Here is an 18650-nt window from a genome sequence, read left to right on the forward strand (position 1 = left end):
GCCCATTAGGGAACCCTAAGACGCCCATGATCACTGCTCTTCTCCGCCGCAAGCGCGCCGTCGCCGCCGCCGTCGCCGGTCTTCTGCTCGTCATCGTCGCGCTCGCCGTGCTCGCGTTCGGCAGCGGCGGAGCGGACGTCGTCATCTACAACGGCCGCTCGCAGTACGGCGACGAGAAGGTCTTCACGGACTGGGAGAAGGAGACGGGCAAGTCGATCGAGCTGCGCGGCGGCACGGCCCCCGAGCTGTTCGAGCGGCTGAAGTCCGAGGGCTCCGACACGCCCGCCGACCTGCTCGTCACGACCGACCTCGCCAACCTCTGGCGCGCGAAGGAGGCCGGCCTGCTCGAGCCGGTCGACACGCCGACGCTCGAGCGCGACGTCCCGGAGCGCTTCCGCGACCCCGACAAGGAGTGGTGGGGGCTGAGCGTCCGCATCCGCACCCCGATGCGCTCGACCGAGCGCGTCTCGGAGAACGCGATCAAGAGCTACGAGGACCTCGGCGACCCGCAGTGGAAGGGCAAGCTCTGCCTGCGGACCTCGAACAACGAGTACAACCAGTCCTTCGTCGCCGACCGCATCGTCAAGAAGGGCATGGCCGCGACCGAGCGGATGCTGCGCTCCTGGATGGCGAACGACCCGATCATCCTCGGCAGCGACGTCGACGTGCTCAAGGCGATCGACGCGGGGCGCTGCGACGTCGGCCTGACGAACCACTACTACCTCGGGCGCATCCTCAAGGACGACCCGTCGTTCCCCGTCGCGCCCGCCTGGCCCGACCAGGACGGCGCCGGCGCGCACGCGAACCTCAGCGGCGCGGGGCTCGTCAAGGGCACCGAGCACCGTGAGGACGCGACGAAGCTGCTCGAGCACCTGACCGAGCCCGAGGCGCAGCGCGAGATCGTCGCCAACTCGGAGTTCGCCGCGAACCCGACCGTGCCGCCCGCCGCGCACCTGCGGTCGTGGGCGGACGTGAAGCTCGACCCGATCGACGTCGAGCGGGCGGGCAAGGCGCTGCCGGACGCCGTGAAGCTCATGCAGCGCGTCGGGTGGCAGTAGCCGCCCGCACGGGCTCGCGTTCCCCCCGGCGGTCGTCGCCGCGCCTGCCCGGCTGGGCGGTCGCCGGCGCGCTCGTCGCCCTTGTCGTCGCCGGGCCGCTCGTCGCGCTGCCGCTGTCGTTCGTCGGCGGCGGCGACGCGTTCGACGAGATCAGCGCGTCGCTGCTGCCCGAGGCGCTGCGCAACTCCGTCGTGCTCGCGATCGGCGTCGGCGCCGGGACGCTGCTCGTCGGCGGGTCGCTCGCCGCGCTCGTCTCGTTCTGGGACTTCCCCGGTCGGCGGGTGCTCGACTGGGCGCTCGTGCTGCCGATGGCGATGCCGGCGTACGTGCTCGTCTTCGTGCTGCTGGCCCAGTACGACACGTCGCTCGGCCGGCACCTGCCGGAGATCCGCTCGACGGCCGGGACGATCGCCGTGCTGACGGCGGTGCTCTACCCGTACGTCTACGCGCTCGGGCGCAGCGCGTTCCTCGAGCAGTCGCGCGAGACCGTCGAGGCGGCGCGGACGCTGGGGATGACGTACCGGCGCGCGGTGCTGCGCGTCGCCCTGCCGATGGCACGGCCGGCGCTGGCCGCCGGCGCGGTGCTGGCGATCATGGAGGCGCTCGCCGACTTCGGCGCGGTCAACCTCCTGAACTACCGCGCGATGACGGACGCGATCTACCGCGTCTGGTACGGGACGTTCGACCGCGACGGCGCGCTGCAGCTCGCGACCGTCCTCGTGTCGCTGTCGCTGACGCTGCTCGCGCTCGAGCGGCTGCTGCGCGGACGGGCGCGCTACCACGGCGCGCTGGCGCGCGGCGAGGCGGTCGTGCCGCGGCGGCTGCGCGGCTGGAAGGGCGTGCTCGCCGCGCTGGGCCCGGCGGTGCTGCTGCTCGTTGTCTTCGCCGCGCCGGTGGTGCAGCTCGGCGTGTGGTCGGTGCAGTCGCTCGGCGAGGGCGCGAGCACCCGCAAGCTCGCCGAAGGCGCGTTCACCTCGCTGTCGCTGGCGCTCGTCGCCGCGCTGATCGCGGTCGTCACGTCGACCGTCATCGCGTATGGGCGCCGGACGCGGCCGTCGAAGCCCGGCAACGTGTCGGCGGCGCTCGCGACGCTCGGCTACGCCGTGCCGGGGACCGTCGTCGCGGTCGCCGTCTACACGCCGCTGGCGTGGATCGACCGGCGCCTGGGGTCGTTGGTGTTCACGGGGACGGCGATCGGGCTGGTGATCGCCTACGTCGTGCGGTTCCAGGCGCTGGCGCTGTTCGCCGTCGACGCGCGGATGACGCGGATCGACCCCGCGCTGGACGAGGCGGCCCGCTCTCTGGGCGCCGACCGCGCGCGGATCCTCGGCGACGTCCACCTCCCGTTGCTGTGGCCGGGCATGACGACCGCCGCGCTGCTCGTCTTCGTCGAGGTGATGAAGGAGCTGCCCGCCACCGCGCTTCTGCGCCCGCTCGGCAACGACACGCTCGCGATCGCGGTGTGGGAGGCGACGAAGGACTCGCGCTTCGACACCGCGGCGCTGCCCGCGCTGCTGATCGTGCTCGTCGGGCTCGTGCCCGTGATCCTGCTCGTGCGCAGCACCCGCGCCGGCGTGCCCGCCGTCGCGGAGGCCTACGAGAACCCGGCCGCCCCGGCCGAGACGAACCCCTAGCTACTGGATGTCGCCGCCGTCCTGCCCGGCGGGCGGCGGCGTGTCCGGGCCGGCGCCGATCCCGCCGCGCGCGTTCGAGTCGGTCGTGCCGTCGGCGCCAGAGCCGTCGGCGCCGCCGTTCTCGTAGGCGACGCCGCCGACCGTCACGCCGGGCGCGTCGCGGTTCGCCGGGTGGTCCGGGGTGTCGTCGCCGCAGCCGGTCGCGGAGAAGAGGAGCAGGGCGAGGATGAGCGGGGTGAAGCGGCGCATGCCCGGCGCATCGTTCCATACCGTCCGCCCCCGTGCGACGGGTCTCGCTGTTCCTCCTCACCTTCCTCGCCACGGCTGCGCCCGCGAGCGCGGCCGACGATCTGCGCGCCACCATCACCCGGACGGCGCACGGCATCCCCCACATCACCGCGAGCTCGTGGGCGGGGATCGGCTACGGCTACGGCTACGCGTTCGCGGAGGACAACCTCTGCGTCATGGCCGACGACTACGTGACGGTCCGGGGCGAGCGGTCCAGGTACTTCGGGCCCGACGGCACGTGGAAGATGGGCGGCAACGGGACGACCAACACGAACCTCGACTCCGACTTCTTCTACGAGCGGATCATCAAGCGCGGCACGATCGAGAAGCTGCTCGAGCAGGCGCCGCCGCTGGGGCCGCGGCCGGAGATCCGCGAGGGCGTCCGCGGCTACGTCGCCGGCTACAACCGCTACCTCGCCGACGTGGGCGTCGACAACCTGCCCGACCCGACCTGCCGCGGGAAGGAGTGGGTCAAGCCGATCGAGGAGATCGACGCCTACCGGCGCTTCTACCAGCTCGCCCTGCTCGCCTCCTCGGGCGTCGCCATCAACGGCCAGGGCGGCGCGCAGCCGCCGGCGCCGGGCGACACCGCGAGCCTGCTCCCCAGCGGCGAGCTCGCGTCGAAGCTCGCGGGCGCGATGGGCGAGAACGTGCTCGGCGGGCTCGGCTCGAACGCGTACGGGTTCGGCCGCGAGAAGACCGACAACGGCAAGGGCATGCTGCTCGGCAACCCGCACTTCCCGTGGGACGGGACCGAGCGCTTCTACCAGGCGCACCTCACGATCCCCGGCAAGCTCGACGTCTCCGGCGGCAGCCTCTTCGGCGTCCCGATCGTGCTCATCGGCCACACGCGCGGCCTCGCGTGGAGCCACACGGTCTCGACGGCGTACCGCTTCACGCCCTACCAGCTGACGCTCGTCCCGGGCTCGCCGACGACCTACCTCGTCGACGGCCAGCCGAAGGAGATGGAGCGCGACGAGCTGTCGGTCGACGTCAAGCAGGCCGACGGGTCGATCAAGCCGCAGACGCGGACGCTGTACACGACGCAGTGGGGCCCGGTGTTCGACGAGCTGCTCGGCATCCCGCTGCCGTGGACGCAGGGCAACGCGTTCGCGATGGGCGACGCCAACGTGTCGAACTTCCGCTACCTCAACCACTTCCTCGAGACGAACCTCGCGCAGTCCGTGTCCGACTACGACGCCGTGCTGCGGCGCAACCAGGGCATCCCATGGGTGAACTCGATCGCGGCCGACAGCGCGGGCAACGCGTACTACGCCGACATCTCCGTGGTCCCGCACGTCACCGACGAGCAGGCGCAGAGCTGCGGCACCGCGCTCGGCGCCGCGACGTTCCAGCTGCTCCGGCTGCCGGTGCTCGACGGCTCGCGCGGCGCGTGCGCCTGGGGCACCGACCCGAGCGCCGTCCAGCCGGGCATCTTCGGCCCCACGGAGCACCTGCCGGCGCTGACGCGCGCCGACTACGCCGGCAACTCCAACGACTCGTTCTGGCTCGCCAACCCGCACCAGCCGCTCGAGGGCTTCCCGCAGATCGTCGGCGACGAGCGGACGGCGCGCTCGCTGCGCACGCGGTCGGGCCTCGTGATGGTCGAGGAGGCGAAGAAGCTGTCGCTGAAGGGCCTGCAGGACCTCGTCTTCTCCAACCGCCAGTACGCGGGCGAGCTGTGGCACGACGACACCGTCGCGATGTGCGAGCAGGACCCGTCGCTGGCCGAGGCGTGCCCGGTGCTGAAGGCGTGGGACCTGCGCGACGACCTCGATTCGAAGGGCGCGCTGCTGTGGCGCCGGTACGTCCAGCGGCTGCTTCCGAGCGGCCCGACGTCGGCGCCCGCGCCGTTCGCGGTGCCGTTCGACCCCGCCGACCCGGTCAACACGCCGCGCGGCCTGAACACGGGCGACCCGCGCGTGCCGCAGGCGCTGCGCGACGCGGTCAGCGAGCTGAAGGGCCTCGGCATCCCGCTCGACGCGCCCTTGCGCGACGTCCAGGCCGAGACGCGCAACGGCGAGCGCATCCCGATCCACGGCGGCCCCGGCACGGCCGGCGTCTTCAACGCGATCAACGTCGTGGCCGGCGACCTCGAGGCGAAGACGGGCTACGGCACGATCCCGCACGGATCGAGCTTCGTGCAGGCGGTGCAGTTCGTCGACGGCTCGTGCCCGGTCGTCCCGCGAACGATCCTCACGTACTCCGAGTCCACGAACCCGCAGTCGCCGTGGTTCAGCGACCAGACGCGGATGTTCAGCCGCAAGGAGTGGAACGCGATCCCGTTCTGCGCCGGCGACGTCAAGCGCGCGGCGATCTCGGTGACGAAGCTGCCGCCGGCGGCGGCGAAGGAGAGCACCGGCCGCTGCCGCGTCCGCAGCGCCCGTCTCACCGCGCCGTGCGGGCTGTTCCGCAGCGCCCGCGTCCGCGGCCGCCGCGCGGCGCTCGTCACCGCGGCGCTGACCGAGCGCGCCTCGCTGCGCGTGACGGTGAAGCGCGGCAAGCGCACGGTCAGCCGCTTCCGGTCCTCCAAGCGCGGCAACCGGTACCGGTTGACCGTCCCGGCGAAGCGGCTCGCGCGGCGCGGCACCTACCGCGTGACGTTCCGGGCGAGCAGCGGCAGGCGCGTGACGCAGTTCACGGTGCGCATCCGCCGCCGGTAGGCGACGATGGGCGGATGGACGCGGACGAGCTCCGTGCGTGCTGCCTCGCGATGCCGGGCGCCGTCGAGGACTTCCCCTTCGGCGAGCTGACGTCGGTCTTCAAGGTCGGCGGCAAGATGTTCGCGCTCACGCAGCTCGGCCGCTCGCCGCTCGAGGTCAGCCTGAAGTGCGAGCCCGAGCTCGCCGTGCAGCTGCGCGCGACGCACGCGGCGGTCCGCGGCGGCTACCACCTCAACAAGCGCCACTGGAACACCGTGACGCTCGACGGGTCGCTGGACGACCAGCTCGTCCGCGAGCTCGTCGAGGACTCCTACGACCTCGTGGTCAGCGCGCTTCCGAAGCGGACGCAAGCGCAGCTCGGCTGGCCGCCCAGCGCCGCGTGACCGCCGTCAGGCGCCCGGACGGGCGGACGGTGACCGCGACGACGCCCGCCGCCATGAGCAGGCCGCCCACGAGCTGCGTGCCCGTGAGCGCGTCGCCGAGGAGGAGCGCGGCAAGGCCGACGGTCACGAACGGCTCGGACGTCGAGAGGATCGCCGCGGTCGTCGGTCCGACGCGGCGCAGGCCGGCGAAGAACAGCGAGACCGCGAGGACCGTCGACGCGATCGCGATCGTCAGCAGCCAGCCCCAGCCCTCCGCGGTCACGTCGCCGGGCGTGAGCTGGCCGAGCAGCGCCGTCGCGGGCACCAGCGACACCGCGGCGCCGGTGCACACGATCGTCGCGAGCACGCCGGGCGACAGGCGCGTGGAGACGCCCTCGCTCGACAGGATGTAGACGCTGTAGATCGCGGCGGTCGCGAGGCCGAGCCCGACGCCGACCGGCTCCAGCGCGCCCTTGCGCGCCCCGCTCACCACCAGCAGCAGGCCGGCGAACGCGAGGCCGAGCGCGACGACGCGGCGCAGCTCCAGCCGCTCGCGCCCCATCACCACGGCGGCGACCGCGACCATCGCCGGGTACGAGAAGACGATGAGCGCCAGCAGCGAGGGCTCGAGGCGCTCGAGCGCGGCGAAGTAGCCGCCCGCCTGGCCCGCGTACCCGACGGCGCCGAGCAGGAAGGCGAGGAGCGCGTCGCCGCGGCTGATGGACCGCAGCTCGGCGCGCGAGGCCTTCGAGGCGAGCAGCACCGCCCACCACACGGCCGCCGCCACGACGAAGCGGGTCGTCAGCAGCGTGCCGACCGTCGCGCCCTGCTCGTACGCGAGGGTGCCGGTGACGCCCATCGCGCCGAAGCAGGCGGCGGAGAGGAGCAGGAGGAGGACGCCGGAGGAACGCATCGTCGGAGGTCATCTTGCCCGCGATACCGCTTAGGAACGATGCGGCTTCGTGACGGACTTCCGGTAGCGTCGCTTCACCGTGCTCGATCTCCGCCGCCTCCGTCTTCTCGTCGAGCTGCACGAGCGCGGCACGATCGCCGCGGTCGCCGAGGCGCTGCAGTACACGCCGTCGGCGGTGTCGCAGCAGCTCGCGGTGCTCGAGCGCGAGACAGGCGTGACGCTGCTCGCCCGCGCCGGGCGCGGCGTCCGGCTGACCGATCCGGCGCTGGTGCTCGTCCAGCACGCCGAGGTGCTGCTCGACCACGCCGCGCGCGCCGAGTCCGACCTCGCGGCGGCGTCGGGCGAGATCACCGGCCGGGCCCGGATCGCCGGCTTCCAGTCGGTGTCGCTGCGGCTGATCATCCCGGCGATCGAGACGCTCGGGCGCACGGCGCCGCGCCTGCGCTGCGAGGTGCTCGAGGCCGAGCACGAGCAATCGATCCCCGCGCTCGCCGTCGGCGACGTCGACGTGGTGATCGGAGACGAGTGGGGGCACCAGCCGCTGACGATCCCCTCCGACGTCGCGCGCGAGGACCTGCTCGACGACGAGGTGCTCCTGCTGCTCCCCGTCCGCCACCCGCTCGCCCGCCGCCACCGCGACGAGGTGCCGATCGCGGAGCTCGCCGGCGCGGTGTGGGCGGCCGGCTACGCCGGGATGGGCTGGGCGGCCATGGTCGAGCGCACGTGCCGCCGGCTCGGCGGCTTCGACCCCGACATCCGCCACCGCACGTCCGACGGCACGATCAGCGTCGCCCTCGTGTCGCGCGGGATGGCGGTCACCCTGCTCCCCCGGCTGATCATCCCCGAGCGCCTGCCGGGCGTCGCCGTCCGCGGGATCGCCGAGGGCGGCCTGTCACGCACGATCTTCGCCGCGACGAGGGCGACCGACACCGAACGCCCGTCGACGTCGGCGGTCCTCGCAGCGATCCGCGACGCCGTCGCGGCGCTCTAGGCCGCGTAGCGCTTCTGCGCCCGCGCGCGGGCCTTCGCGGCCTCGACCTCGCGGTCCTTCGGCGGCGCGGTCGTCACGAGCGAGTCGAGCAGCTCGCGCGACGCGGCGGTCACGGCCTCGACGGCGCGGTTGAACGCCTCCTCGTTCGCCTTGGACGGCTTCGTCGACCCGCTGATCTTGCGGACGAACTGCAGCGCCGCGTCGCGGACCTCGTCGTCGGTCGCGGGCGGCTCGAAGTTGTGCAGCTGGCGGATGTTCCGGCACATGACGCGAAGCCTACGCCGCGTCGCCGACCGGCTCGGCCTGCGCGGCGGCGTGAGCGGGCGCGCGGGTCGGCCGCAGGACGAAGATGCTGACGAGGATCGCCGCGACGACGAGCGCGACCGCGAGCGTGAACCCGAGGTGGTAGCCGCTGACGAGCGCCTGCGCCTCGGAGACGCCGTCGTCGCGCAGGTTCTCCGTGCGGCTCTCGGACAGCGTCGCGAGGATCGCCAGCCCGAGCGCCGCGCCGACCTGCTGCATCGTGTTGACCACGCCCGACGCGAGGCCCGCGTCCTCGGGGGTCGCCTCCGACATGGTCATGCTCATGATCGGCGGGAACGAGGCGCCGGCGCCGAAGCCGAGGAACAGCATCGGCGGCAGGACGTCGGCGAAGTAGCTGCCGTCGACCGGCATGCGCGCGAACAGGGCGAGGCCGATCGCCACGAGGACGAGGCAGCCGATGAGCGTCCGCTGCGGCCCGAAGCGCATCGTCAGCCGCGGCGCGTAGCGCAGCGACATCACGCCCATGATGAGCGTCGCGGGCAGGAACGCGAAGCCGACCTCGAGCGCGTTGTAGCCGAGCACCCGCTGCAGGTACAGCGCGCCGAGGAAGAACATGCCGAACATGCCGGCGACCACGAGCGCCACGACGGCGTTCGAGCCGGACACGATGCGCGACCGGAAGATCCGCAGCGGTACGAGCGGCGTCTTCGCGCGGTCCTGGCGGACGAGGAAGGCGACGAACAGCACCAGCGACACCGCGCCGAGCAGGAGCGTGCGCGACGACCCCCAGCCGTGGTCGGCGGCCTGGACGATCGTGTAGACGCCGAGCATGAGCGACGCGGTGACGAGCGTCGCCCCCGGGGCGTCCGCGCCCGCCTGCAGGCCGATGCCGCGGTCGGCGGCGATGAACCGGCGGGCGAGGATCCACGTCACGACGCCCACGGGGACGTTGATGAAGAAGATCCAGTGCCACGAGATCAGGTCCGTGAGCACGCCGCCGGCGAGCAGGCCGATCGACCCGCCGGCCGAGGCGACGAAGCCGTAGACGCCCATCGCGCGGGCCTGCTCGCCCGGCTCCGGGAACATCGTCACGATCATCCCGAGGATCACCGCGGACGCCGTCGCGCCGGCGACGCCCTGGATGAACCGGGCCGCGACGAGCATCTCCTGCGACTGCGCGAGCCCGCACAGCGCGGAGGCCACCGTGAACCCGGCGAGCCCCAGCAGGAACATCCGCCGCCGGCCGACGAGATCGCCGAAGCGCCCGGCGAGCAGCAGCAGGCCGCCGAAGGCGATCAGGTAGGCGTTGACGACCCAGGCGAGCCCCGCCTGCGAGAAGCCGAGGTCGTCCTGGATCGTCGGCAGCGCGACGTTCACGACGGTGCCGTCGAGGACGATCATGAAGAAGCCGACGCAGAGGACGATCAGCGCGGGCCAGCGGTTGGTGGTCTGGTCTCCGTGGGGCATGCTCGTAGTGACCCTAGGAAGGCCGCCAACTCATCGCGCGCCAAAGCGAACCCGGGTTGGAGCCGACTCCGCGCGCGCCATCCCGGGTAGGACGCCGGCATGGCGAACCCTGTCCCGGCCGGCAGCGACGTGTCCGCCGGCACCTACAAGTGCACCAACTGCGGCTACGAGCTGCAGGTCGGATCGACGAACAACCTGCCGCCCTGCCCGAGCTGCCACAACGGGCAGTACGACACGCTCAGCGGCGGGGACTCGGTGGACGACCCCTACCCCGACCGCTCCTCCTAGGCGGCCGGGAGGCTCCCCGCGAAGACCGGCGGGCGGCGGTCGGCCCACGGGCGGGCCTCCTCGAGCTGCGCGGCGACGCGCAGAAGAAGGTCCTCGCGGCCGTACGGCGCGACGAGCTGGACGCCGATGGGCAGGCCGTCGGCGTTCCAGCTCAGCGGCAGCGAGATCGCCGGCTGGCCGGTCATGTTCACGCCCGCGGTGAACGTGGCGATCGGCGTCGCGCGGATGATGCCGTGCAGCGGGTTGTCCGGGACGTCGTACTCGCCGATGCGCGTCGGCGGCTCGCCGCACGTCGGCGTGAGCAGCAGGTCGAAGCCGCTGTCGTGCCACTCGGCCATCGCGCGGCCGAGCTTCTGATGGAACTCGAACGCCGTGTAGAGCTGGGGCGCGGTGTACGAGCGGCCCTGCTCGGCGAGGGCCCACGTCAACGGCTCGACGTCGCCGGACGTGACGGTGTGGCCCGTCCGCCGCTCCCACCAGTCGAGCGCGTAGGCGGTGCCCGCGAGCCAGCGGACGAGGAAGTGCTCGATCAGCGACGGGTCGTCGAAGGCGGCGAGCTCGGCGGGCTCGACCGTGTGGCCGAGGGACTCGAGCAGGCGCGCCGCGTCCTCCGCAGCGGCGACGCAGTCGGGGTGGGTGGCGAACTGGCGCCCCGGCGGATCGGTGCGGATCCCGATGCGCAGCCGCCCGGCCTCGGCGCCGACCTCGGCGATCAGCGGGCGCTCGAGCGGCGGAGCGGAGTAGGGGTCGCCCGGCGCCGGCCCGGCGATGGCGTCGAGGATCGCTGCGGTGTCGCGGACCGACCGGGTGACGACCCCGTCGTTGACCAGCCCGCCCATGAAGTCGCCGAAGTCCGGCGCGAGGGACACGCGGCCGCGGGACGGCTTGAGCCCCACGAGCCCGCAGTTCGCCGCCGGGATCCGGATCGACCCGCCGCCGTCGTTGGCGTGCGCCGCGGGCACGATCCCCGCGGCGACCGCGGCCGCCGACCCGCCCGAGGAGCCGCCCGTCGACCGGTCGCGGTCCCACGGGTTGCGGCTCGGGCCGTAGGCGTGCGGCTCGGCGGTCGGCAGGATCCCGAGCTCCGGCGTGTTCGTCTTGCCGCAGAGCACGAAGCCGGCGGCGCGGAAGCGCGTGACGATCTCGGTGTCGTGGTCCTCGGTCCAGCCCCGGTCCTTGAGCCACTGCATCCCCTCGTGGAACGGGTCGCCCGCCGAATGCGGACCCAGGTCCTTGAGCAGGAGCGGCACGCCGCGGAACGGGCCCTCGGGCAGGTCGCCCGCCGCCGCCTCCCGCGCCTTCTCGTACAGCGGATGGATGATCGCGTTGAGCTGCGGGTTGAGCGCCTCCGCGCGCTCGATCGCGGCATCGACGAGCTCGGCCGGAGTCGCCTCGCCGCTGCGGACGAGCTCTGCCTGAGCGGTGGCATCCAGCTGCGCGAGGTCGGTCATGCGGGCGAAGCTACAAGATCTCAGTCGGGTTCGCTAAGATTGCCAACGCAACCTTCTACCTCACCAAAGGTTCCGCATGCCCGACACGCTTCTCCTGGTTCCCCTCGAAGACACCGTCGTCTTCCCGACGATGGACGTCACCCTTCCCGTCGACGTGGCCGGTGAGGAGCGCGTGCTCCTCGTCCCGCGGCACGAGGGCGAGTTCGCCTCCGTCGGCACCATCGCGGACGTCACCGAGGTCGTCCGGCTGCCCGGCGGCGGCCGCGGTGCGCAGCTCGAGGGCGTCGCGCGCGGTTCCATCGTCGGCGCCGCGGAGACCGACGCCCGCGGGCGCCTGCGCGTCGCCGTCGAGGAGCGCCCCGACGACGTCCCCGCGAACGGCCGCACGCGCGAGCTCGAGCGCGACTACCGCGCGGTCGTCGAGGAGATCCTCGAGCTGCGCGGCGACGACGGCCGCGTCGCGGCGTTCCTGCGCTCGATCGTCGACCCCGGCCCGCTGGCCGACACCGGCGGCTACTCCCCCGACCTCACCTTCGAGCAGAAGGTGCGCCTGCTCGAGGAGCTCGACGTCACGAAGCGGCTCGAGCTGGGCCTCGAGTTCCAGCGCGAGCGCCTGACGCAGATGCAGGTGCGCCGCAAGATCCGCGATGACGTCGAGTCCGGCGCGCAGAAGCAGCAGCGCGAGTACTTCCTGCGCAAGCAGATGGAGTCCATCCGCCGCGAGCTGGGCGAGGACGAGGGCTCGGTCATCGACGAGTACCGCCGCAAGATCGACGAGGCGGGCATGCCCGAGGCCGTCCGCGAGCAGGCCGAGCGCGAGCTCGACCGGCTCGAGCGCGTCGGCGAGGGCGGAGGCGGCGAGGGCCAGATGATCCGCACGTACCTCGACTGGCTCGTCTCCGTGCCGTGGAGCGAGCGCTCCGACGAGGTCCTCGACCCGGTCAAGGCGCGCGAGGTGCTCGACGCCGACCACGCCGGCCTCGAGGACGTCAAGGACCGCATCGTCGAGTACATCGCGGTGAAGAAGCTGCGGGAAGAGCGCGGCATCGAGGCCGACCGCAAGGCCGGCGCGATCCTGACGCTCATCGGCCCGCCCGGCACCGGCAAGACGTCGATCGGCGAGTCCATCGCCCGCGCGACGGGGCGCGAGTTCGTGCGCATGTCGCTCGGAGGCGTCCGCGACGAGGCGGAGATCCGCGGCCACCGGCGCACGTACATCGGCGCGCTCCCCGGCCGCCTGGTCCGCGCGCTGCGCGACGCGAAGACGATGAACCCGGTGATCATGCTCGACGAGGTCGACAAGGTCGGCGCCGACTGGCGCGGCGACCCGAGCGCGGCCCTGCTCGAGGTGCTCGACCCCGCGCAGAACCACTCGTTCCGCGACCACTACCTCGACGTCGAGATCGACCTCTCCGAGGTCATGTTCATCGCGACGGCGAACATGGCGGAGACGATCCCCGGCCCGCTGCTCGACCGCATGGAGGTCATCCGCTTCGACGGCTACACCGTCGAGGAGAAGGTGGCCATCGGGCGCGACTACCTGTGGAAGCGCCAGCGCGAGCGCAACGGCCTGCGCGAGGACGAGGTCACGATCGACGACGAGACGCTGCGCACCATCGTCAGCGAGTACACCCGCGAGGCGGGCGTCCGCAACCTCGAGCGCGAGCTCGGCACCGTCCTGCGCAAGGTCGCGACGAGGGTCGCGTCCGGCAAGGCGGAGACGCCGGTGGCGGTCGAGCTCGACGTCGTGCGCGACGCGCTCGGGCGGCAGAGGTTCTTCCGCGAGGCGGCGATCCGCACCGCGGTGCCCGGCGTGGCGACCGGCCTGGCCTACACGCCGGTCGGAGGCGACGTCCTCTTCATCGAAGCGAACAAGATGAAGGGCAAGGGTGCCCTGACGCTGACCGGCCAGCTCGGCGACGTCATGAAGGAGTCGGCGCGGATCGCGCTGACGTACGTGCAGGCGCACGGCGAGGAGCTGGGCATCGACTCGGCCGAGTTCGACGACCGCGAGTTCCACGTCCACGTCCCCGCCGGCGCGATCCCGAAGGACGGGCCGAGCGCGGGCGTGACGATGACGACGGCGCTCGCCTCGCTGCTGAGCGGCCGCCCGGTCAAGCACACGGTCGGCATGACCGGCGAGGTCACGCTGCAGGGCCGCGTGCTCCCGATCGGCGGGCTGAAGCAGAAGGTCCTCGCCGCCCACGCGGCCGGCCTGACCGACGTGATCATCCCCGAGCGCAACCGGGCCGACCTCGACGACGTCCCCGCCGAGGTCCGCGAGCAGATGCAGTTCCACCCGGTGATGACGGTCGGCGAGGTGCTCGACATCGCGCTCGAGCCGGCGCCGGTCGCCACCGCCTGATCCGCTCTACGTCTGGACGCCCGCCTTGAGCGAAGGCGGGCGTTCTAGACGCATGTCGGAGCGACCTGGCGCACCGTCGCGGGGTACGGTCCGCCTGCGCGGGCACGGATGTCCCGCGGACTCGGAGCAACCGGAGGTCAGTCCATGGGCACGAAGGCCCGCATCGCGGGTGCCGTCACGGCGCTCGCGCTCGTCGCCGTCCCCGCCACGGCGTTCGCGGGCGGCGAGACGCCCCCGCCGCCGCCCGATCCGTGCAAGAGCGGCCGCATGACCGGCGGCGGCAACGCGCTCGGCACCGCCAACGGCGCGGCGGTCAAGGTCACGCACGGCTTCACGCTGCGCTGCAACGCGGACGCCAACCCGCAGCGCCTCGAGATCAACTGGAGCGGCGGGAACCGCTTCCACCTCGAGACGCTCACGTCGGCCACCTGCACCGACACGGCGCTCGACGAGGAGAACCCCGACGCCGGGTTCGACACGTTCAAGGGCACCGGCACCGGCCGCCTCAACGGCGTGTCGGGCGCGAAGATCAAGTTCACGTTCAGCGACGACGGCGAGCCCGGCGACGACGACGGGATCAAGGTCGAGATCCGCGACCGCAGCGACAAGCTCGTGCTGTCGGTCAACGGGACGCTGACCAAGGGCAACCACCAGGCGCACCGGGTCACCGGCGCGCTCGCCCGCCTCTAGGGAGCCAAGCCATGCTCGGCGAGCGTTCCCTGAGGGCGATCCTCACGGGCCTCCTGGTGACGGGAGCGCTCGCCGGTCCCGCCTTCGCGCAGGACCCGGAGGATCCGCCCCCGATCGAGGACTTCTGGAGCGCCGAGGAGCCGGCGCCTCCCGCACCGGCACCCGCCGCGCCCGCCGCGGAGACCCCGGCGCCGGCTGCCCCGGCGGAGGCGGCCGCAGCCGAAGTGCCGGCTGCCGCGCCCGCCGCTCCGGTGTTCGCGCCGGCCGCGGCGATCGCCATCCCGTCGGTCGTCGCGGTGCCAAGGCAGGTCGTCAGGCCGGTCGCGCCGTGCGAGCCGAGGGACACGGTGAAGCGGGCCCTCCGGGCGATGCGCTCCGCCTACCTGCGGACGGGGCTGCCGCTCGTCCCCGGCGGCCGCCTGACCGCGCGGCTCGAGTCGTGCGGGCGCGGCGAGCTGATCATCAGTGTCATCCATCCCGGCACCGGGACGGTGCTCGCGAAGGGCCGCAAGCAGATGATCGGCACGCGGCCGCAGAACGTCGCGGCGTGGTCGACCCCGGCGGGCATCCGGATGGCCAAGCGCATCAGCTCGCGCGGAGGCGGCCGGGTGCACATGCGCTTCCGCGCGCAGTACACCCCGGCCGCCTGACCGCGAAGGTCGCTCGCCGATGACTGCGGAGGGGGATCGCTGTCATCGGCGGGCACCGTCGACGCTAACGCGAACGGCGGTGTGCATGCAAGCGACTACGCGCCCGCATCCTCCAACGCGTCGATGAGCGACTCGCTGTCATAGAAGCCGCTGTAGCGCTCGCCGTCGATGAAGAACGTCGGCGTGCCGGTGACGCCGGCCGCCTCGCCTTCGGCGCGCTCGGCGTTCACCGCATCGGCATGCGCGCCCGACTGGAGCTCCGACGCGACGCGGTCGGCGTCCAGCCCGATGTCCCCCGCGTACCGGACGAGGTCGCCGTCCTCGAGCGCCGTGCGGTGGGCGAAGAGCGCGTCGTGCAGCTCCCAGAACCGGCGCTGCGCACCGGCGGCCTCGGACGCCTCGGCGGCGTGCTGGGCGTGCGGATGCTTCTCCGTGATCGGGAAGTGGCGCCAGCGCAGGCGCGCGCGGCCCGCCATCTCGTAGAGCGCGCGCTGCACCGACGGTGCGGCGTCGGCGCAGTACGGGCACTCGAAGTCGCCCCACATCACGAGCTCCACCACTCCGTCGCCGCGCACGTGATCGGTCATGCGGTCTTCAGCCTCCTCTGCAGTCGCGAGATCTCGAGGTCGAGGTCGCGCTGCACGACGTTCATCGTCGGTGTCGTGATGCGCCCCTCGGAGCGCAGCTGCTGCAGCTTCTGGCGCTCGACGTCGAGCAGCTCGAGCCGCAGGCGCAGCCACACCGCAGTGTCGGATTCCGCCTCCGGCACCCCGTCGCGGCACTCGCCGGCGAGCTGGTTCGCGCGCTGCGCGTAAAGCGACCGGGCGCGCTCGAGCGCCGGCCGCTCGCCGTCCTCGGCGTCGAACGCCCGTTGGCCGATCCAGTCGAGCGCCGCCTCGACCGTCTCGAAGCGGGTCATCGCCTGGCGGGTGCTGTCGGGCGGCTCGTCCTCCATGACGTGCGCGCGGCGCACCACCGCGGGCAGCGTCAGCCCCTGGACGACGAGCGTCACGACGATCACGACGATCGTGAGGAAGATGATCTCCTCGCGGCCGGCGATCTCGAGCGGCACCGCCAGCGCGACGGCCAGCGAGATCGCGCCGCGCATGCCGGACCAGCCGACGATCAGGCGCTCCGCCCGTGCCAGCCCGGGCACGACCATCATGTACGCCATCCGCACCGCCATGATCACCGCGGCGATGCCGACGCCCGCGAGCAGCAGCTCCCCCGCCGGCCGGTCGATCTCGTCGAGCACCGTCGGGAACTGCAGGCCGACGAGCACGAAGAGCATGGACTCGAGGATGAACGTGAACACCTCCCAGAACCCGTAGGCCTGCAGGCGGGTCGCCGGGTTCGTGAGCTCGGTGTCGCGGAAGCCGAGGTAGATGCCGCTGACGACCGCGGCGAGGATGCCGGAGAGGCCGAGCTCCTCGGCGGTGATGAAGAGCACGTACGGCGTGAAGATCGTGACGGTGATCTCGATCATCGGGTCGTCGAGGCGGCGGCGCAGCCAGGCGATCGCCATGCCGCCCCCGAGGCCGAGCAGCGTGCCCGCGCCGGCGACGAGCAGCAGCTCCTCCACCGCGTCGGAGAGCGCGATCCCGCCCGCGGTGGCGCCGAGCACCGCGAGCCGCCACGCGGTCAGGGCGGTCGCGTCGTTGACGAGGTTCTCGCCCTCGACCAGCGTGACCACGCGCTGCGGGGCGCTGAGGCGGCGGAAGACCGCGGTGGCGGCGACGAGGTCTGTCGGAGCCACGACGGTCGCGAGGACGAACGCGGCCGCCCAGCCGAAGCCCTCGACGATGCCGTGCGCGGTGACGGCGACCGCGCCGATCGTCAGCGCGACGAGCACGACGGCGTCCAGCGCGATCGGGGTGCGCTCGCGCTGCAGGTGGCGCGGGGACGCGACGTAGCCCGCGGCGTGGACGAGCGGCGGGATGAAGACGAGGAAGACGATTTCCGGATCGAGCTCGAGCGACGGCAGGCCGGGCAGCGACCCGAGGCCGAGGCCGCCGAGCACGAGGACGATCGGGTACGGGACCGAGATCTGGCGCGCGACCCAGACCAGGAGGGCGACGGCGACGAGCAGCGCGATCAGGAACTCGATGTCGCCCACGACATCGAGAGTAGGAGCGCGCTACGCGGGTGCGGCGACCGTCTGGCCCGCCGCCCAGGCGGCGAGCTCGGCGCCCGTCAGCGGCGGGCTGAAGAGGTACCCCTGCCCGAGATGGCAGCCCAGCGCCGCGAGCTTGCCGCGGACGTCCTCGTCCTCGACGCCCTCGGCCACGACGCGCAGGCCGAGGTTGCGGCCGAGGTCGATCGTCGAGCGGACGATGGTCACGTCCGCGCCGTCGCGCTCCATGCCGCTGACGAACGATCGGTCGATCTTGATCTCGTCGACGGGCAGGGCGCGCAGCTTCGAGAGCGACGACCAGCCGGTGCCGAAGTCGTCGATCGACAGGCCGATGCCGAGGTCGTGCAGCTCCTCGAGGATCGCCCGCGCCCGTGCCGGGTCGGCGAGGATCGTCGACTCGGTCAGCTCCAGCTCGAGCGACGTGGCGGGCACGCCGAACCGGCGCAGCAGCGCCTCGACGTCGCCGGGCAGGTTGCGGTCGAGCAGCGTGCGCACGGAGAGGTTGACCGCGACCTTGATCTCGAGGCCGTCGCGGCGCCAGGCGCGGGCCTGGTCGAGCGCCGCCTCGAGCACGTGCATGGTGAGCGGGCGGATGAGGCCGGTGTGCTCGGCGTGCGTGACGAAGCTGGCCGGCATGACGACGCCGCGGTCCGGGTGGCGCCAGCGCACGAGCGCCTCGACGCCGCGGACCTCGCCGCTCAGCAGGCAGACCTTGGGTTGGTAGACGAGCGACAGCTCGCCGTCCTCCATCCCGCGCCGCAGGTCGCCGACGACCGCGAGCGGGTCGGGGCGATCGTCGCGGTCGAGCTCGAACAGCTCGTGGCCGGTGCGCTCCCCCTTCGCGGCGTACATCGCGACGTCGGCGCGCTGCAGCAGCGTGTCGACGTCCTCGCCGTGCTCCGGGAAGCACGCGACGCCGAGCGACGCGCCGACCGTCAGCTCCGCCTCGCCGATCGGGAACGGCGCCTCGAGCGCGGCGAGGATCTTCTCCGCGACCTCGGCGCCGGCCTCGGCGTCGGCGGCCGCCGGCAGCAGGACGGCGAACTCGTCGCCGCCGATGCGGGCGACCGTGTCGCTGGAGCGAAGGACCGCCTCGATGCGCGGGCCGATGCCGCGCAGCAGCTCGTCGCCGTGGTGGTGCCCGAGGGTGTCGTTGATCTCCTTGAAGCGGTCCAGGTCGAGCAGCATCACGACGGGCCGGCCGCCCTCGCGCCGGGCGGCGCTGAGCGCCCGGTCGACGCGGTCGCGGAAGAGCGCGCGGTTCGGCAGCCCGGTCAGCGCGTCGTGCAGCGCGCGAGCCTCGCTCTGCGACGTGCGGCGCCGTGCGCGCAGCAGCGCGTAGGCCGTCACGGGCCAGGCGGCGGCAGCCGCGAAGAGGGCGATCTCGGCGCCCGTGTTCACTGCCCGAGAGAGGTCGACATCCGTGCTCGGC

General features: G+C 73.0%; 17 protein-coding genes. 9 read left to right on the forward strand and 8 right to left on the reverse strand.

Annotation, left to right across the window (positions count from 1 at the left end):
• The first annotated feature begins 26 nt into the window (after positions 1 to 26).
• Both AC1UE4_RS14340 and AC1UE4_RS14345 read left to right on the forward strand, forming a co-directional pair.
• Positions 27 to 1058, forward strand: a complete 1032-nt coding sequence (locus AC1UE4_RS14340; RefSeq protein ID WP_482917908.1) for an extracellular solute-binding protein — start codon at positions 27 to 29, stop codon at positions 1056 to 1058.
• Positions 1049 to 2692: an ABC transporter permease gene (locus AC1UE4_RS14345; RefSeq protein WP_482917909.1), complete on the forward strand. Its 1644-nt coding sequence runs from the start codon at positions 1049 to 1051 to the stop codon at positions 2690 to 2692. The genes AC1UE4_RS14340 and AC1UE4_RS14345 overlap by 10 nt, the downstream gene beginning before the upstream one ends.
• Here the strand turns inward: AC1UE4_RS14345 and AC1UE4_RS14350 are convergent, their stop codons facing one another.
• Entirely contained in the window at positions 2693 to 2941 is a 249-nt protein-coding gene (locus AC1UE4_RS14350) for a BatC protein (RefSeq protein WP_482917910.1), read from the reverse strand.
• Between the two features lie 32 nt (positions 2942 to 2973).
• On the opposite strand from AC1UE4_RS14350, the gene AC1UE4_RS14355 reads away from it, so the two are divergent.
• The gene (locus AC1UE4_RS14355) at positions 2974 to 5643 is read left to right on the forward strand and encodes an acylase (protein ID WP_482917911.1); all 2670 of its coding nucleotides are present in this window, start codon (positions 2974 to 2976) and stop codon (positions 5641 to 5643) included.
• Positions 5644 to 5657: 14 nt separating this feature from the next.
• Positions 5658 to 6026 (forward strand): MmcQ/YjbR family DNA-binding protein, encoded by a 369-nt coding sequence (locus AC1UE4_RS14360; protein ID WP_482917912.1) that lies wholly within the window; start codon positions 5658 to 5660, stop codon positions 6024 to 6026.
• Here AC1UE4_RS14360 and AC1UE4_RS14365 read toward each other — a convergent pair.
• Positions 5968 to 6918: a DMT family transporter gene (locus AC1UE4_RS14365; protein WP_482917913.1), complete on the reverse strand. Its 951-nt coding sequence runs from the start codon at positions 6916 to 6918 to the stop codon at positions 5968 to 5970. The genes AC1UE4_RS14360 and AC1UE4_RS14365 overlap by 59 nt on opposite strands.
• Positions 6919 to 6997: 79 nt before the next feature.
• Here AC1UE4_RS14365 and AC1UE4_RS14370 point away from each other — a divergent pair, with 79 nt between their 5' ends.
• Positions 6998 to 7909, forward strand: coding sequence for a LysR family transcriptional regulator (locus AC1UE4_RS14370; protein WP_482917914.1), 912 nt, complete (start codon positions 6998 to 7000; stop codon positions 7907 to 7909).
• On the opposite strand, the gene AC1UE4_RS14375 is transcribed toward AC1UE4_RS14370, so the two are convergent.
• Both AC1UE4_RS14375 and AC1UE4_RS14380 read right to left on the reverse strand, forming a co-directional pair.
• Positions 7906 to 8175 carry a DUF2277 domain-containing protein gene (locus tag AC1UE4_RS14375; protein WP_482917915.1) on the reverse strand — a complete coding sequence of 90 codons (270 nt, stop codon included), beginning with the start codon at positions 8173 to 8175 and terminating at the stop codon, positions 7906 to 7908. The two genes, AC1UE4_RS14370 and AC1UE4_RS14375, sit on opposite strands and share 4 nt — an antisense overlap.
• Before the next feature lie 10 nt (positions 8176 to 8185).
• A complete protein-coding gene (locus AC1UE4_RS14380; protein ID WP_482917916.1) occupies positions 8186 to 9640 on the reverse strand; it encodes an MFS transporter in 1455 nt (484 codons plus the stop codon).
• Between the two features lie 99 nt (positions 9641 to 9739).
• Here AC1UE4_RS14380 and AC1UE4_RS14385 point away from each other — a divergent pair, with 99 nt between their 5' ends.
• The gene (locus AC1UE4_RS14385; protein WP_482917917.1) at positions 9740 to 9928 is read left to right on the forward strand and encodes a zinc ribbon-containing protein; all 189 of its coding nucleotides are present in this window, start codon (positions 9740 to 9742) and stop codon (positions 9926 to 9928) included.
• Here AC1UE4_RS14385 and AC1UE4_RS14390 read toward each other — a convergent pair.
• Positions 9925 to 11379, reverse strand: a complete 1455-nt coding sequence (locus AC1UE4_RS14390; RefSeq protein ID WP_482917918.1) for an amidase — start codon at positions 11377 to 11379, stop codon at positions 9925 to 9927. The two genes, AC1UE4_RS14385 and AC1UE4_RS14390, sit on opposite strands and share 4 nt — an antisense overlap.
• A 76-nt stretch (positions 11380 to 11455) precedes the next feature.
• Between AC1UE4_RS14390 and lon the strand changes: the two genes are divergently transcribed.
• The 3 genes from lon to AC1UE4_RS14405 all read left to right on the forward strand — a co-directional run bounded on the left by lon (position 11456) and on the right by AC1UE4_RS14405 (position 15084).
• Positions 11456 to 13744 carry an endopeptidase La gene (gene lon / locus AC1UE4_RS14395; RefSeq protein WP_482917919.1) on the forward strand — a complete coding sequence of 763 codons (2289 nt, stop codon included), beginning with the start codon at positions 11456 to 11458 and terminating at the stop codon, positions 13742 to 13744.
• A gap of 144 nt (positions 13745 to 13888) precedes the next feature.
• A complete protein-coding gene (locus AC1UE4_RS14400; RefSeq protein ID WP_482917920.1) occupies positions 13889 to 14434 on the forward strand; it encodes a hypothetical protein in 546 nt (181 codons plus the stop codon).
• Between the two features lie 11 nt (positions 14435 to 14445).
• Complete coding sequence (locus AC1UE4_RS14405) at positions 14446 to 15084, forward strand: hypothetical protein (RefSeq protein WP_482917921.1); 639 nt, start codon at positions 14446 to 14448, stop codon at positions 15082 to 15084.
• A 95-nt stretch (positions 15085 to 15179) separates the two neighbouring features.
• On the opposite strand, the gene AC1UE4_RS14410 is transcribed toward AC1UE4_RS14405, so the two are convergent.
• The 3 genes from AC1UE4_RS14410 to AC1UE4_RS14420 are packed head-to-tail and all read right to left on the reverse strand — an operon-like array spanning position 15180 to position 18619.
• On the reverse strand, positions 15180 to 15671 hold the full coding sequence (locus AC1UE4_RS14410; RefSeq protein ID WP_482917922.1) for a DsbA family protein: 492 nt from the start codon (positions 15669 to 15671) through the stop codon (positions 15180 to 15182).
• Complete coding sequence (locus AC1UE4_RS14415; RefSeq protein WP_482917923.1) at positions 15668 to 17200, reverse strand: Na+/H+ antiporter; 1533 nt, start codon at positions 17198 to 17200, stop codon at positions 15668 to 15670. Before AC1UE4_RS14415 ends, AC1UE4_RS14410 begins: the two co-directional genes overlap by 4 nt.
• 21 nt (positions 17201 to 17221) lie before the next feature.
• Entirely contained in the window at positions 17222 to 18619 is a 1398-nt protein-coding gene (locus AC1UE4_RS14420; protein ID WP_482917924.1) for a putative bifunctional diguanylate cyclase/phosphodiesterase, read from the reverse strand.
• Positions 18620 to 18650 lie beyond the last annotated feature (31 nt).

Source organism: Parviterribacter kavangonensis, from assembly GCF_056863335.1.